We start from the raw sequence: 14,209 nt of genomic DNA on the forward strand, positions 1-14,209 counted from the left end.
TGCTATGGTCCTGCACAAGGAGTTGGCTTTGAACGATAATGGCGCCGTGATCCGCAAGGCGATGGAATGGCGGGGCGCGCCCATGGCGCTGGCGACGGTGATTTCCACCTGGGGATCGGCCCCGCGTCCGCGCGGCAGCCATATGCTGGTGCATCGCGATGGCCGGCTGGAAGGCAGTATTTCAGGCGGCTGCGTCGAAACCGATGTGCTGCAACGCGCCGCAGAGGTGATCGCCGGGCGGACCGCCCATGTCCAGACCTATGGCGTGGCCGATGGCGATGCATGGGAAGTCGGCCTGCCCTGCGGCGGCGAGATCGCCGTGCTGGTGCAACCGGTCGCGGAACATGGCTTCGCGCCGCATCTCTTCGACCGTATCGCGGAGGAAAGCGGGCGGGGCCGGGCGCTGACGCTGATGACCGATCTGGCCAGTGGGCAGACCCGCGAGGGGGAAGGGCAGGATGGCTTCGCCAACCGCTATGATCCGCCCCGCCGCCTGCTGATCGTCGGCGCGGTGCAGATCGCGCAGAGTCTGGTGCCCCTGGCGCAGGCCATCGGTGTGACCCCGGTCGTGATCGACCCGCGCGGACGCTTCCTGACGCAGGAACGTTTTCCCGGCGTCCTGTTGGACGATCGCTGGCCCGACGAAGCGGTCGCGGCCCATCATCCGGGCGAATCGACCGCAGTGGTGACGCTCAGTCACGACATCAAGATAGACGATCCTGCGCTGGTCGCCGCCCTGCGCGCGCCTACCGGCTATATCGCCGCGCTGGGATCGCGCAAAAGCCATGCGGCGCGATTGACGCGACTGGCGGAACTGGGATTTTCATCCGACGACTTGGCGCGGATCGACGGACCGGCAGGACTGGATATCGGCGCGATCGGCCCGGCGGAAATCGCCTTGTCGATCACCGCAGGCATGGTCGCGGGCTTCAACGCCAAAATTTGAAGAATCAGGGTCGATCGACAGTCAGATGATGACGGAGCGAAAATGGTGGATTTTCGCGACCCTTGAAACGAGTCACGTGCCTCGTTTCGAAAAAGTAGGTGAGCACCGGAAGCGCGGAAATTCGCCATTTGCAGCCCGTCAGGGCTGAATGTCGAATGCCCCCTGCCGCAAGGGACGGGCAGGGGGCATATCCCTTACGCTGTCGGGCACAAAGGACCGGGGCGCCGTAGCAAAGCGACGCGACGGATCAATACCCCAAATGACGTATGTGTGAAATTTCCTGTCGCAGGATGGGATTTTACATGTGTAATATTACGAAACATCACGTCAGATGTCGGCGGCGTTACTTGGATGAATCTACCAACATCTTGTTATCTGGTCTTTTTCAACAACAGCGCCCGCCATTTTTGCCGCCATAGCGGGCTTCCTGCCGGTTCCGGAAAAATTGCGTCCGGTCCATCACCGGCCGATCGGGATGATGCGCCGCCATGTGGCGCAGATAGGCGTCATAGTCGGGCAGCCCGACCATCAGCCGCGCGGTGCGGGCGAATGTCGCCAGCATCGCCCTCATTCCGCCGGCACCAGTTGGGCGGGGATTTCCCGCGCGGTGGGCGCGGCGATCCGGCGCGCGGCCAGACAGGTCTTCACCGTGAAGAACAGGATCGACAGCACCACCGCCAGGAACAGCGCGACCAGCGCGGCGTCCACCCGGTCGTTGAAGATGATGCGCTCCATCTCCGCCATCGACTTGGCGGGGGTCAGTATCTCGCCCGCGCTGGCCGCCGTGCCGAACTTGTCGGCATGGGCCAGGAAGCCGACCTTGGGATCGGCGGAGAACAGCTTCAGCCATCCGGCCGACAGGGTGCAGATCAGCAGCCAGGCGGCCGGCGCCATCGTCACCCAGGCGAACCGGTCCCGCTTCATCCGGAACAGGACGGCGGTGCCCAGCATCAGCGCGATCGCCGCCAGCATCTGGTTGGAAATGCCGAACACCGGCCACAGCGTATTCACCCCGCCCAGCGGATCGGTCACCCCCTGATAGAGGAAAAAGCCCCAGACGGCGACACACAGGCCCGTCGCCAATATGCCGGGCACATGGCTCTTCGTCTCCTTGAAGGACGGCACGGCCAGCGCGATCAGATCCTGCAACATGAACCGCCCGGCGCGGGTGCCCGCGTCCACGGCCGTCAGGATGAACAAAGCCTCGAACAGGATCGCGAAATGATACCAGAAGGCCTTCATCGCCGGCCCGCCGACGACATGGCTGAAGATTTCCGCCATCGCGACCGCCAGCGTCGGTGCGCCGCCCGCCCGGCTGATGATCGTATGTTCGCCCACATCCTTGGCCGTCTGGGCGATCAGGTCGGGCGAGATCGGGAAGCCCATGGCGGTGACGGCGGCCGACGCGCTGGCCGGATCGGTGCCGATCAGCGCGGCCGGGCTGTTCATGGTGAAATAGATGCCAGGGTCCAGGATCGACGCGCCGACCAGCGCCATGATCGCCACGAACGCCTCCATCAGCATCGCGCCATAGCCGATCATCGGCGCATGCGCTTCGCTGGCGATCAGCTTGGGCGTGGTGCCGCTGGAAATCAGCGCATGGAATCCCGACACCGCGCCGCAGGCGATGGTGATGAACAGGAACGGAAACAGGCCGCCCGACCAGACCGGGCCATTGCCACCGACAAACTGGGTAACGGCGTGCATCTTGAGCGGCGGCGCCATGATGACGATGCCGATCGCCAGCGCCGCGATCGCCCCGATTTTCAGGAAGGTCGACAGATAATCGCGCGGCGCCAGCAGCAGCCACACCGGCAGAACGGAGGCGACCGCGCCATAGCCGATCAATATCCAGCAAAGCTGTACCGGCGTGAAGGTGAAGGCAGGCCCCCAGACCGGCGATTCCGCGATCGCCTGCCCATAGACGATCGCCGCGAGCAGGCCGATGAGGCCCAATATCGAGACTTCCCCGATCCGCCCCGGCCGTATCCAGCGCGTATAGGCGCCCATCGCCATGGCCAGCGGCACGGTCGCGGCAACGGTGAACATGCCCCACGGGCTTTCCGCCAGCGCTTTCACGACGATCAGCGCCAGCACGGCCAGGATGATGACCATGATCATGAAAGCGCCGAACAGCGCGATCGTGCCCGCGACCTGCCCCATTTCCATGCGGATGAGTTCGCCCAGCGACTTGCCGTCGCGCCGCATCGAAATGAACAGGACCATGAAGTCCTGCACCGCGCCGGCCAGCACCACGCCGAAGATGATCCACAATGTGCCGGGCAGATAGCCCATCTGCGCCGCCAGCACCGGCCCAACGAGCGGCCCCGCGCCCGCAATCGCCGCGAAATGATGGCCGAACAGCACGCTGCGGTCGGTCGCGACATAATCGAGGCCGTCGGCGCGCCGGATCGCCGGGGTCGGCCGCGCGGGATCGAGCCGCATCACATGGCGCGCGATATAGAGCGCATAATAGCGATAGGCGACCAGGAAGCTGCTGACCGCCGCGACCACGATCCACAGCGCATTGACCGTTTCGCCGCGCGATACCGCCGCCACGCCCAATGCCGCCGCGCCCAGCAGGCCGATTATGATCCATGGAATATGCCGGGTCACGCGCGCTCCGTAAGGTCGTTCAGGGTCAATAGCCTGTCAGGGAAGCGGCTACCCTAAGCCCCCAAGCCCGAAACACAACCGGCTAGCGGCGGCGAAACGGCCAATCCGTAATCCCGCTGGCCCATAGCGCCCACCAGATGATCACCGGCTGCAACGCCAGCCGGGGGCCGTGATACCACCAGTTCAGATGCACGCCGCCCAGCGGAATGTCATTCAGCGCATGATGGATATTGGCCGGCCAGACGCACAGCGCATAGAGCGCCAGTCCCCATCCCGCCGCCTGGCGCAGGCGCGGGATCATCAGCCCCGCCGCGCCCGCCAGTTCGGCGATGCCGGTCAGCGCGACCACCATCTGCGGCTCCGGCACCCAGCCGGGCGTAATCGCCACGAAGCCCGCTGGCCGGGTCAGATGCGCGATGCCCGCCACCAGATAGGCGGCCGCCAACACCCAGCGCGCGATCGTCCGGCCGCGCGCCATTTCAGTGCATCACGTCGATTTCCAGTTCGCCCTCATCCTGCCCGTCCCAATAATGGGCGCGCTCGGCATGGACATGGATCATCACCAGTCCTGGTGTGTCGGCGCCTTGCGCGAACCAATGTTCCAGATCGGGGTTCCAGTGCGCATCGAACTGGTCGCGATCCCGGATCAGGTCCGCCCGGCCCTCCAGCGCGATGAACAGCGGCCGCTGCCCGAACAGGCCCGACTTGCCATGGAAGGACAGGCTGACCCGCGGGTCACGCTCTATGTCCCGCACCATCAATGCGTCTTCGGTCGTGAAATAATAGCTGTCGCCGCCATGGGCGACATCCTGATTGTTGCTCATCGGCCGGGCGCCGATATGGCCGTCCTCCGTATGGGTCGACAGCATCGCAAAATCGATATGCCGCATCTTTTCGGACAGGCTGGCGATCGTGTGCTGCACCATATGCCTCACTCCTTTCCTCTGTGCGTTCTCAACGCAGGATAGGGCGATTCGGGTTCCATCGGCCATCGACACCAGAGGGAATAGAACATATCAGGAACATGTAAAGTGATTCGGGACTGATCCTATGGGCCGTCGGGCCGCGCCAACCTATCGCCTGTTCTTCGCGGTCAAGCCGCCGCCGGTCGTCGCGCGCCGGATCGATCATTATGCAGAGATATTGGCGGGCGGGGTGGATCGCATCTTGCCCGCGCATCAGCATGTCACGCTGGGCATCATGGCCGACATGCCTGCCTATCCCCATGACCGGATCGAACTGCTGCGCGCGGCCGCCACGCAGATCATGGCCGATCCGTTCGACCTGCTGCTCGATCGATTAAGCTATGGCGGCCGGTCGGCCGCCCTGCGCCCCTCGCGCAGCAATGCGTCGCTGGTCCGGCTCCAGCGACAGGTGGCGGACGCCCTGAAACGATCGGCCGCGCCCCCGCGCGACGACTGGACATTCAGCCCGCACCAGACCCTTTTCTACCGCGACGGTCCTCCGGCCCAGCGCCGCATCGACGGCTTTGGCTGGCGGGTGGAGGAACTGCTGCTGCTATGCAGCCATGTCGGCCGCACGCGCCATGATGTCGTCGGCACCTGGAAGCTACAGGGCGGCGCGCAATATAGTTTGTTTTGATGCAGGGGGGTGATGGGGGCTTTGGGGAGTAGGTGACGTTCCATTTTTGTTGCCCCTACCGCAGGCGGGAGGGGCGGCGAGACTTAATGAGCGCAGCGAATTTAGTCGCAGCGGGGTGGGCATTTGCAACGATGCGAATGCCCACCCCCTAACCCCCTCCCGCAAGCGGTAGGGGGAACACTGGCCGCTTCCACCACTCACCGCTTGCGCACAAACTCCGCGCGCAGCACCAGCCCCTTGATGCCGTCATATTTGCAGTCGATTTCCTGCGCGTCGCCGGTCAGCCGGATCGCCTTGATCAGCGTGCCGCGCTTCAGCGTCTGGCCCGCGCCCTTGACGGTCAGATCCTTGATCAGCGTCACCTGATCGCCATCGGCCAGGAGATTGCCCACCGAATCGCGCACTTCCACCGCACCGTCCGCGCCAGCGCGCTCTGCCGCATCCGCAGCGCTGATCCACTCGCCGCTGGCTTCATCATAGACATAATCGTCGTCGGCCATGTGCTTATCCCTGACTGACGGCTTCCAGAACCGCGGCGCGCAGTTCCGGGATGCCCATGCCTTTTTCGCTCGACGTGGCGATGATCTCGGGATGGGCGGCGGGGCGCTTGCGGATTGCATCGGCGGTCTTCTGCGTCACGGCCGCCAGTTCGCTGGCCTTGATCTTGTCGCTCTTGGTCAGGACGATGCGATAACTGACCGCCGCGCCATCCAGCATGTCCAGCATGTCGGTGTCGACATCCTTGATGCCATGGCGGCTGTCGATCAGCACCAGCGCCCGCTTCAACGCGGCGCGCCCGCGCAGATAGTCGTTCACCAGGAAGCGCCACTTCTTCACCAGATCCTTGGGCGCCTTGGCATAGCCATAGCCCGGCATGTCGACCAGCCGGAAGCGCAGCGGATCGCCCACGTCGAAGAAGTTGAGTTCCTGCGTGCGGCCGGGCGTGTTGGACGTGCGGGCCAGGCTGTTGCGGTTGGTCAGCGCATTCAGCAGCGAGGATTTGCCGACATTCGACCGCCCGGCAAAGGCGACCTCATTCACGTCCATATCGGGCAGGAAATCCAGCATCGGCGCGGATTTCAGGAAGGTGATCGGACCGGCGAAGAGCTTGCGCGCTTCCTCGATCAGGGCGGTGTTTTCATCTTCTGTCATAATTGAAAAATCCTCCCCTTTCGGGGAGGATCCTGTTCCTTATTTCGTGGCTGTTGCGGGGGCGGGCACCGGATGCTTGCGATACAACCACCATTGTTGCGCCATCGACAGGCAGTTGTTGGTGATCCAGTAGACCAGCAGGCCGGCGGCGAAGGGCGCCATGATGAACATCATCATCCACGGCATGATCGCGAACACCTGCTGCTGCATTGGGTCCATCTGCGCGGGGTTCAGCTTGAACTGGAAATACATGCTGATGCCCAGCAGCAGCGCCAGCACACCGATCGCCAGGAAGGACGGCGGGGTGAAGGGCAGCAGGCCGAACAGGTTCAGGATATGCATCGGGTCGGGCGCGGACAGATCCTTGATCCACAGCACGAACGGCTGGTGACGCATTTCGATCGTCAGCTGCAACACCTTGTACAGCGCGAAGAAGATCGGGATCTGGATGAAGATCGGCAGACAGCCGGCCAGCGGATTGACCTTCTCCTGCTTGTACAGCTCCATCATTTTCAGCTGAAGCTGCTGCTTGTCGTCCTTATATTTCTCCTGCAGCGCCTTCATCTTGGGCTGCACCGCGCGCATCGCCGCCATGCTGGCGAACTGGCGCTGGGCGACCGGGAACATCAGCGCACGGACGCAGAAGGTCAGGCAGATGATGGCGACGCCGAAATTGCCGAGCGTTTCGAACAGCCAGTGGAGCAGCGCGAAGATCGGCTGTTCGAACCAGTAGAACCAGCCCCAGTCGATCGCGCGGTCGAACAAGGGCACACCGGCGCGCTCATAGGCCTGAAGCGTCTTCACTTCCTTGGCGCCCACGAACAGGCGGATGGTCTGGGTTGCGGCCTTGCCCTTGGCCAGCATGGTCGAACCCAGCGCGGCGTCGGCCTGATACTGAACGCCTGCGCCCTTGCGGAACTGTCCGGCGAAATCGGCATCGGCGGCCGGGACAAGCGCGGACAGCCAATATTTGTCGGTAAAGCCTATCCAGCCGCCCTTGGTCTGGAAGCTCTGGGTCGACGGACCCTTGTCCAGATCCTTGTAATTCACGTCATAATTGGCTGCGCCGTTGAACACGCCCATGGGGCCGACATGGATGGTCCAGGTGTCGGGGTCCTTGGGAATGCCCATGCGGCTGATATAGGCATAGGGCTTGACGCTGACCGTGCCGGTGCCGCTGTTCGACACCTTCTGCGCGGCGGTGATCATGTAATTTTCGTCGACCGACAGGCGGATTTCGAAAATCTGGCCGACGCCATTATTCCATGTCAGCGTGACCGGGCTGGTCGGGGTCAGTTCGCTGCCCTGCGCGGTCCAGACCGTGTCCCTGGTCGGCGCCGTCAGGCCCTCGCCCTGCCAGCCGAAGCCGGCGAAATAGGCGTCCTGCGTGCCCGACGGGCTGTAGAGACGAACCGAAGGCGAATCCTTGGCGATCGTGTCCTTGTAGGTCGGCAGCACGATATCATCGATGCGCGCGCCCTTCAGGTTGATCGATCCGGTCAGCTTGGGCGTGCGGATGGCGACGCGCGGGCTGTCCTTCAGCACCAGCGCGCGGTCGCGAATCGCGGCGGGACCGTCGGCCGCATCGGTGCCGGGCGCCGCGACAGGCGTAGTCTTGCCGCCCTCGATCTTCGTCGCGGGCGGATTGGCCGCTGGAAAGACATAATGCGAGACATAGGGCCAGCCGAACAGGATCGCTGCGGTCAGCAGCACCGCCAGAATGATATTCTTCTTGTCGTCCACTTGGTTCGGCTCCGCCGTCTTATGTCTATTATGTCAGGGGACCGGGTCGTAGCCCGATCCACCCCATGGGTGGCAACGCATTAGCCGCTTGAACCCCAGCCAGCTACCCTTGATCGCGCCATATTTGCGGATCGCCAATATCGCATATTGCGAACAGGACGGGGCGTAGCGGCAGGTGGGGGGCAGGATGCGCGACGGGCCAAGCTGCCAGCCCCGCGCGATCAGGATCAGCAGCCGGGCGATCACGGCGCGTCGCTTTTGCGCGCAGGCGCATCGTGTTCCTGCGAAGGCAGGAACCCGGTTCCGCCGTCACGGGCCGCCGCATCCTTTGAACTGGGCTCCTGCTTGCGCAGGAGCACATCGTTCTTTTTGGCAGCAGGCTTGCCCTTCCGGCGCGACGGGTCACGCGGCGGATCGATCGGCCGCGTCATGATCTTGCCCAGCGCCTTGGTCAGTTCGGCATGCAGCAGGGAAAAGTCGCGCTCGATCCCGCCATCACGGCCGATCAGCACATGGTCGGCCCCGGCGATGCCAAGGGTCGGCAGCAATTCGCGCGCCAGCACGCGAAAACGGCGCTTCATCCGGTTGCGGATGACAGCGCCGCCAACTTTTTTCGTGACCGTGATGCCGTAACGCATCGCCGGATCGCCATCGCCGCGCTCGCGCACCAGCAGGACGAATCCTGGCATGGGGGCACGGCGTCCGCGATTCGCCGCCAGAAAATCCGCGCGCCGGACCATCATGGCCGGCGCGACAGCATTTTCAGGCGTTGAAATCAGGCGCTCAGGCTCTTGCGGCCGCGCGAACGGCGCGCGCGGATCACATTGCGGCCACCGGGGGTCGCCATGCGCGCGCGGAAACCGTGACGGCGCTTCCGAACCAGATTGCTCGGCTGAAAAGTGCGCTTCATCGTTCATTCCTCAAAACAACTAGAGAATCGGGCGTGACAAAAAAGGGCCGCCAAAACAGCGGCCGCAAGTCAGGGGGCGTCCGATAGGCAAATGGGGTCGGGAAGTCAATGGCGGCTTGCGCCAGCTTCACTCTATTCGTGCTCCTGCGCAAGCAGGAGCCCAGTCCCATGGTCGCGATTGCTCGCAAAGGGCGGAACTGGGTTCCTGCTTGCGCAGGAACACGGGGCTTACTTCCTTATTTCCCGCGCGCGGTCGCCACGCCTTCCTTCAGCGCATCGAATCCGATCGCACCATTCAGCACCTGCCCGCCGATCACGAAGGTCGGCGTACCGGTCGCCTGCAATTTCTGGGCAAGGGCGATGTTCGACTGGATTTCCGAATCATATTTGCTCGACGCAATCGCCGATTCGGCTTCCGACTTGGTGATGCCCGCTTTGGCCGCCGCCGCGACGATCGTCTCGCGCGTCACCTTGCCCGCGCCATAGAGCGCCTTGTGATAGGCCATATATTGGCCGCGCTCGGCGGCGAGCAGCGACACCTTGGCCGCGTCGCCGCTGGTTTCGGACAGGATCGGCAATTCGCGATAGACGACCTTCACTTTCGCGTCGGACCCCACCAGCCTGGCCAGGTCGGGCAGGGAAGCCCGGCAATAGCCGCAGGCATAATCGAAAAATTCGACCACGGTGACGTCCGCATTGGCTGCGCCTTCCCACGCGCCCGCATAGGGCGTTTCCAGCGCGCTGCGGCTCGCGTCGATCGTGCTCGACATCCGCTTGGCCTGCAACTTCTCGACCGCCTGCGGAATGATTTCGGGATGCTCCAATATATAGTCGTGGACGATCTTCTCGATCGCCGCCTTATCCGTCGAATTGACGGCGGCGGGCGTCTGTACGGCGAGCGCGGCGCTGGCGGCCGCGACGATGGCGAAAGCGCCAAGGGTCATCTGCATGGTCCTGTTGGATAAAGCGGCGCGAAAATGCGGCCGGGTCTGGTCAGTCATCTTATCGTTTCTTCCGCTGCTGCTCGATCGCGGCGCGCGACACCATCGCGATATCCTGCGCCCGCAGATAGTCAACCGTGCCGGGCTTCAGCCCCTGCATGGCGGCGTCGGCGCTGCGCAGCGCCATCGGATATTGCGCCATCATCTCATAGCGTTCCGCCGTCGCCAGCGCCGCACGCGGAATATCCCCGCGCCGTTCATAGACGACACCCAGCTGATACCAGGCAAAGGGGTTCTCGCGATCCCGCTGCACGGCCAGCCGCAGCACCTGTTCGGCCTCCGCGAAATTGGCTTCATCCTCGGTCGCGATCAGCGCATGGGACAGCAACACCGAAATCAGCGGCTGGTTGGTCAGCTTCACGGCCTCGCGCAGCGGTGCCACGGCCAGAGCCGGCTTGCCGCTCTCCAGCAATATCTGCCCCTTCAGCTCCAGAAAATAGGGGTCATGCGGCATGGTGGCCAGTAACGCGTCGGCTTCGCTCAGCGCCTTCTCCGGATAGGCGCTCTTATGCCAGGCATAGGCGCGGGCATAATGGGCCGGGATCGTCTGGTCGCTCTCGGGATATTTGGCCAGCGTCTGGTTGGGTTCCGACACGAATCCGATCAGCTTCGCCTTGATCCGCTCGAACCGGGCCTCCAGCGCCGGATCGGGCGGCCGGTCCCAGGCCGGATCGACGGTATAGACTTCGCGCAGCACATTGATGCGCTCGCCCGACAGCGGGTGGGTGCGCCCGTAACTATTGTCCTGCGGGATAGCGAGGCGATATTCCTGATTCTGGAGCTTCTTGAAAAATTCCAGACTGCCCCGGCCGCTGATTCCGGCGGTGTGCAGATAGCGCGCACCGGCAAGGTCGGCCGAGCTTTCCTGCGCGCGCGAAAAGGCCAGGAAATTGCTCATCGCCGCCTGCTGGCCCAGCCCCAATATGCCCATGCCCGCTTCCGCGCCGCCCGCGGCGATCGCGGCGGCGCCCAGCACCAGGCTCAGCAGCGTCACGCTGGTCGCGGCCTTGATGCCTTCGCCCGAGCGGATGACATGGCCGCCCTCGATATGGCCCAGTTCATGCGCGACCACGCCCTGCAACTGGTTCACATTGTCGGCCTGCGCGATCAGGCCGCTATGCACCCACACATATTGGCCGCCCGCGACGAAGGCGTTGATCTCCGGATCGTTGATGACCATGACCTGGACATTCTTCGGCTCCATGCCGGCCGCCTTGACCAGCTGGCCCGACATGTCGGCCATGAAGGCTTCCGTCTCCGCATCGCGCAATATCTGCTGGGCCAGCGCCGGGCGCGTCATGCAGGCAATCGCGGCGATCAGCATCGCGCAATAGCGAAGGGACCGCCGCATCAGGCGGTGCCGCAGGAAAGAGGGCAGGGGACCGGCACGATCGCGTGGTGCCCATATGGCCCTGAACCTGCCGTGAAGCATAGCCCAACGAAAAGCGCCGCTGCGCGCCGGTCGAAATCCGGAGTGCAGCGGCGCTTGTTCATTCTGGTCTGCGTCCCGGCTTATTCGCCGAAGGTGCGCTGCCACCAGCCGCGGCGCGGTGCGCCTTCCTCGGCTTCGGCGTCCGCCGGCGCCGCTTCGGCGGCGACAGGCTCGGCCACGGGAGCAGCTTCGACCTCGGCAGGGGCTTCGACGGCGACCGCTTCAGCTACCACATCCGCCTTCTTGCGACGGGTGCGCTTGGGCTTGGCCGGCGCTTCCTCGGCCGCAGGGGCGGCTTCGGCAACGGGCGCTTCCTCTGCCACCACATCCGCCTTCTTGCGACGGGTACGCTTGGGCTTGGCCGGCGCTTCTTCCGCAACAGGCGCGGCTTCGGCAACCGGTGCAGGCGCTTCAGCCGGCACTTCGATCACCGCCTCGATCGGCTCGACCACCGATTCAGCCTTCTTGCGGGCGCGGGGACGGCGACGGGTCTTGGGGGCTTCCTCGGCGGGCGCCTCCTCGACCGGCGCGGCTTCGACAACCGGCTCGGCTTCCACAGCCGCTTCGGCGGCTTCCTCGACCGGCGCAGCGTCGCTCGCTTCGCCTTCGACGCTCACGGCCTCTTCGCCCCCTTCGCGACGGCGACGGCCCCCGCGACGGCCACGACGGCCACGGCGGCGCGCACCGCCTTCTTCCTCGCCAGCTTCGGAAGAGGTTTCAACGGCGCCTTCGACAGCCTCTTCAGCGACCGCGTCCTCCGCATCGACAGCCTCGTCTCCGGCGTCTTCGCCCTCTTCGGCCGTTTCGGCAGCGCCTTCTGCGCCATTCTCGTCGCGCTGGCCGCCACGACGGCGACGGCGACGACGGCGGCGACGGCCGCCATCGCGGTCCTCACGGTCGCCACGGTCCGCACGCTCTTCGCGTTCGGGGGCCGCTTCGGCCTCCTCGGCCTCTTCCTCTTCGATGTCGTCTTCGTCCTCGATGACCTCGAAATCATCTTCGTCTTCGGGGAGCGGCGTATAGTCGACCACCCGCTCCGGACGCGGCCCGCTGGCCTCGACCGACATGCGCGCGCCCTCGATCTCGCCATCGGGCAGGATCGCGATCGTCACGCCATAGCGCTGCTCGATTTCGTCCAGTTCGCGGCGCTTGTTGTTGAGGACGTAGAAAGCCGCTTCCTGGCTGGCGCGCAGGGTGATGAGGCTGCCGCGACCACGCGCCGCTTCCTCTTCCAGCATGCGCAGCGCGCCCAGACCCGCCGACGAAGCGGTACGAACCAGACCGGTGCCTTCGCAATGCGGGCACTGGCGGGTCGAGGCTTCGAGGACACCGGTGCGCAGGCGCTGACGGCTCATTTCCATCAGGCCGAAGCCCGAAATACGGCCGACCTGAATACGGGCGCGATCATCCTTCAGCGCCTCCTTCATCGCCTTCTCGACCTTACGGATGTTGGAGTTCATCTCCATATCGATAAAGTCGATGACGACCAGGCCAGCCATATCGCGCAGGCGCAACTGACGCGCGATTTCGCGCGCGGCTTCCAGATTGGTCGCAACCGCCGTCTGCTCGATGCCATGCTCGCGCGTGGACCGGCCCGAGTTGATGTCGATCGACACCAAGGCTTCGGTCGGGTTGATGACCAGATAGCCACCGGACTTCAACTGCACGACGGGGTTGTACATCGCCGCCAGCTGATCCTCGACGCTGGCGCGCTGGAACAGCGACACCGCATCGGCATATTGCTTCACCCGGCGCGCATGGCTGGGCATCAGCAGCTTCATGAAGTCCTTGGCCGCCTTATAGCCATATTCGCCCTCGACGATGACTTCCTCGATATCCTTGTTGTAGATATCGCGGATCGCCCGCTTGATGAGGTCGCTGTCATTATGGATCAGCGCGGGGGCGTCGGACTTGAGCGTCTGTTCGCGAATCTCGTCCCACAGGCGGGCGAGATAGTCGAAGTCGCGCTTGATTTCCGGCTTGGTGCGCTGGAGGCCCGCGGTGCGCACGATGCAACCCATGGTCGAGGGCAGCGCCATTTCGGCGATGATCGACTTCAACCGCTTGCGGTCGGCCGCGTTGCTGATCTTGCGCGAAATCCCGCCGCCATGCGACGTGTTCGGCATCAGCACGCAGTAACGACCGGCCAGCGACAAATAGGTGGTCAGTGCCGCACCCTTGTTGCCGCGTTCTTCCTTGACGACCTGCACCAGCAGCACCTGGCGGCGCTTGATGACGTCCTGAATCTTGTAACGACGGCGCAGCGCCATGCGCTTGCGGCGCAGTTCGTCGGCGGCTTCGTCACCGGCCTTGTCGCGCTTGCGGCGGCCGCCCTTGTTCGCTTCGGGGGCTTCGCCTTCGGCGCTTTCCTCATCATCATGATGATGGCTGGCTTCGACGACTTCTACGCCGTCCTCGCCTTCATCCTCATCATCATAATCGGCGCGCAGCGCAGCCTCTTCCTCGGCATGCTCGCGCTCTTCACGCAGCAATGCCTCGCGGTCTTCGCGCGGGATCTGATAATAATCGGGGTGGATTTCGCTGAAAGCGAGGAAGCCGTGGCGGTTGCCGCCATAATCCACGAAAGCCGCCTGAAGCGAAGGCTCCACGCGGGTCACTTTGGCCAGATAGATATTGCCTTTGAGCTGCTTGTGCTCGGCCGATTCGAAATCGAATTCCTCGATCCGGTTACCCTTGACGACTGCGACCCGGGTCTCTTCCCGGTGGCGCGCGTCGATCAGCATACGCATTGTCATTTATATGTCTCCGGCGTGGACGGGCAGCGGCGCGGGGCCGCGCTTCCACGC

At 64.1% G+C, this 14,209-nt stretch carries 15 protein-coding genes; 2 read left to right on the plus strand and 13 right to left on the minus strand.

Going from position 1 to position 14,209, the window contains the following annotated elements:
* Positions 1-28 precede the first annotated feature (28 nt).
* The gene (locus BMX92_RS07500) at positions 29-946 is read left to right on the plus strand and encodes an XdhC family protein (RefSeq protein ID WP_093014848.1); all 918 of its coding nucleotides are present in this window, start codon (positions 29-31) and stop codon (positions 944-946) included.
* 385 nt (positions 947-1,331) lie between these two features.
* Here the strand turns inward: BMX92_RS07500 and BMX92_RS07505 are convergent, their stop codons facing one another.
* The 4 genes from BMX92_RS07505 to BMX92_RS07520 all read right to left on the minus strand — a co-directional run bounded on the left by BMX92_RS07505 (position 1,332) and on the right by BMX92_RS07520 (position 4,488).
* Positions 1,332-1,517, minus strand: a complete 186-nt coding sequence (locus BMX92_RS07505) for a YbdD/YjiX family protein (protein ID WP_093014321.1) — start codon at positions 1,515-1,517, stop codon at positions 1,332-1,334.
* Entirely contained in the window at positions 1,514-3,562 is a 2,049-nt protein-coding gene (locus BMX92_RS07510; protein WP_093014324.1) for a carbon starvation CstA family protein, read from the minus strand. The genes BMX92_RS07505 and BMX92_RS07510 overlap by 4 nt, the downstream gene beginning before the upstream one ends.
* 82 nt (positions 3,563-3,644) lie before the next feature.
* Positions 3,645-4,040, minus strand: a complete 396-nt coding sequence (locus BMX92_RS07515) for a DoxX family protein (RefSeq protein ID WP_093014327.1) — start codon at positions 4,038-4,040, stop codon at positions 3,645-3,647.
* 1 nt (position 4,041) lies between these two features.
* Positions 4,042-4,488 (minus strand): pyridoxamine 5'-phosphate oxidase family protein, encoded by a 447-nt coding sequence (locus tag BMX92_RS07520; protein WP_093014330.1) that lies wholly within the window; start codon positions 4,486-4,488, stop codon positions 4,042-4,044.
* Between the two features lie 124 nt (positions 4,489-4,612).
* Between BMX92_RS07520 and BMX92_RS07525 the strand changes: the two genes are divergently transcribed.
* A complete protein-coding gene (locus BMX92_RS07525; RefSeq protein WP_093014333.1) occupies positions 4,613-5,164 on the plus strand; it encodes a 2'-5' RNA ligase family protein in 552 nt (183 codons plus the stop codon).
* A 197-nt stretch (positions 5,165-5,361) separates the two neighbouring features.
* On the opposite strand, the gene BMX92_RS07530 is transcribed toward BMX92_RS07525, so the two are convergent.
* The 9 genes from BMX92_RS07530 to BMX92_RS07570 all read right to left on the minus strand — a co-directional run bounded on the left by BMX92_RS07530 (position 5,362) and on the right by BMX92_RS07570 (position 14,158).
* A complete protein-coding gene (locus BMX92_RS07530) occupies positions 5,362-5,664 on the minus strand; it encodes an alkylphosphonate utilization protein (RefSeq protein WP_093014336.1) in 303 nt (100 codons plus the stop codon).
* Between the two features lie 4 nt (positions 5,665-5,668).
* Complete coding sequence (yihA, locus tag BMX92_RS07535) at positions 5,669-6,316, minus strand: ribosome biogenesis GTP-binding protein YihA/YsxC (RefSeq protein WP_093014339.1); 648 nt, start codon at positions 6,314-6,316, stop codon at positions 5,669-5,671.
* Between the two features lie 39 nt (positions 6,317-6,355).
* Positions 6,356-8,059: a membrane protein insertase YidC gene (yidC, locus tag BMX92_RS07540; RefSeq protein WP_093014342.1), complete on the minus strand. Its 1,704-nt coding sequence runs from the start codon at positions 8,057-8,059 to the stop codon at positions 6,356-6,358.
* 33 nt (positions 8,060-8,092) lie between these two features.
* Entirely contained in the window at positions 8,093-8,305 is a 213-nt protein-coding gene (yidD, locus tag BMX92_RS07545; protein ID WP_093014345.1) for a membrane protein insertion efficiency factor YidD, read from the minus strand.
* Positions 8,302-8,799, minus strand: coding sequence for a ribonuclease P protein component (gene rnpA / locus BMX92_RS07550; RefSeq protein WP_093014851.1), 498 nt, complete (start codon positions 8,797-8,799; stop codon positions 8,302-8,304). The genes yidD and rnpA overlap by 4 nt, the downstream gene beginning before the upstream one ends.
* A 35-nt stretch (positions 8,800-8,834) precedes the next feature.
* Complete coding sequence (gene rpmH / locus BMX92_RS07555; RefSeq protein ID WP_021317369.1) at positions 8,835-8,969, minus strand: 50S ribosomal protein L34; 135 nt, start codon at positions 8,967-8,969, stop codon at positions 8,835-8,837.
* 236 nt (positions 8,970-9,205) lie between these two features.
* The gene (locus BMX92_RS07560) at positions 9,206-9,970 is read right to left on the minus strand and encodes a DsbA family protein (RefSeq protein ID WP_093014348.1); all 765 of its coding nucleotides are present in this window, start codon (positions 9,968-9,970) and stop codon (positions 9,206-9,208) included.
* Position 9,971: 1 nt separating this feature from the next.
* A complete protein-coding gene (locus tag BMX92_RS07565; protein ID WP_093014351.1) occupies positions 9,972-11,321 on the minus strand; it encodes a M48 family metalloprotease in 1,350 nt (449 codons plus the stop codon).
* Positions 11,322-11,482: 161 nt separating this feature from the next.
* Positions 11,483-14,158: an Rne/Rng family ribonuclease gene (locus BMX92_RS07570; RefSeq protein WP_218145742.1), complete on the minus strand. Its 2,676-nt coding sequence runs from the start codon at positions 14,156-14,158 to the stop codon at positions 11,483-11,485.
* Positions 14,159-14,209: the final 51 nt, after the last annotated feature.

This window comes from Sphingobium sp. YR768 (assembly GCF_900111125.1).
In the GTDB taxonomy this organism is placed as follows: Bacteria; Pseudomonadota; Alphaproteobacteria; order Sphingomonadales; family Sphingomonadaceae; genus Sphingobium.

Excerpts from the sequence above, each read along its gene's own strand:
- BMX92_RS07505 (WP_093014321.1), bottom strand. The coding sequence starts at position 1,517 with ATGAGGGCGATGCTGGCGACATTCGCCCGCACCGCGCGGCTGATGGTC.
- BMX92_RS07515 (WP_093014327.1), bottom strand. The coding sequence starts at position 4,040 with ATGGCGCGCGGCCGGACGATCGCGCGCTGGGTGTTGGCGGCCGCCTAT.
- BMX92_RS07520 (WP_093014330.1), bottom strand. The coding sequence starts at position 4,488 with ATGGTGCAGCACACGATCGCCAGCCTGTCCGAAAAGATGCGGCATATC.
- BMX92_RS07525 (WP_093014333.1), top strand. The coding sequence starts at position 4,613 with ATGGGCCGTCGGGCCGCGCCAACCTATCGCCTGTTCTTCGCGGTCAAG.
- BMX92_RS07530 (WP_093014336.1), bottom strand. The coding sequence starts at position 5,664 with ATGGCCGACGACGATTATGTCTATGATGAAGCCAGCGGCGAGTGGATC.
- yihA (WP_093014339.1), bottom strand. The coding sequence starts at position 6,316 with ATGACAGAAGATGAAAACACCGCCCTGATCGAGGAAGCGCGCAAGCTC.
- rnpA (WP_093014851.1), bottom strand. The coding sequence starts at position 8,799 with ATGGTCCGGCGCGCGGATTTTCTGGCGGCGAATCGCGGACGCCGTGCC.
- rpmH (WP_021317369.1), bottom strand. The coding sequence starts at position 8,969 with ATGAAGCGCACTTTTCAGCCGAGCAATCTGGTTCGGAAGCGCCGTCAC.
- BMX92_RS07560 (WP_093014348.1), bottom strand. The coding sequence starts at position 9,970 with ATGACTGACCAGACCCGGCCGCATTTTCGCGCCGCTTTATCCAACAGG.
- BMX92_RS07565 (WP_093014351.1), bottom strand. The coding sequence starts at position 11,321 with ATGCGGCGGTCCCTTCGCTATTGCGCGATGCTGATCGCCGCGATTGCC.
- BMX92_RS07570 (WP_218145742.1), bottom strand. The coding sequence starts at position 14,158 with ATGACAATGCGTATGCTGATCGACGCGCGCCACCGGGAAGAGACCCGG.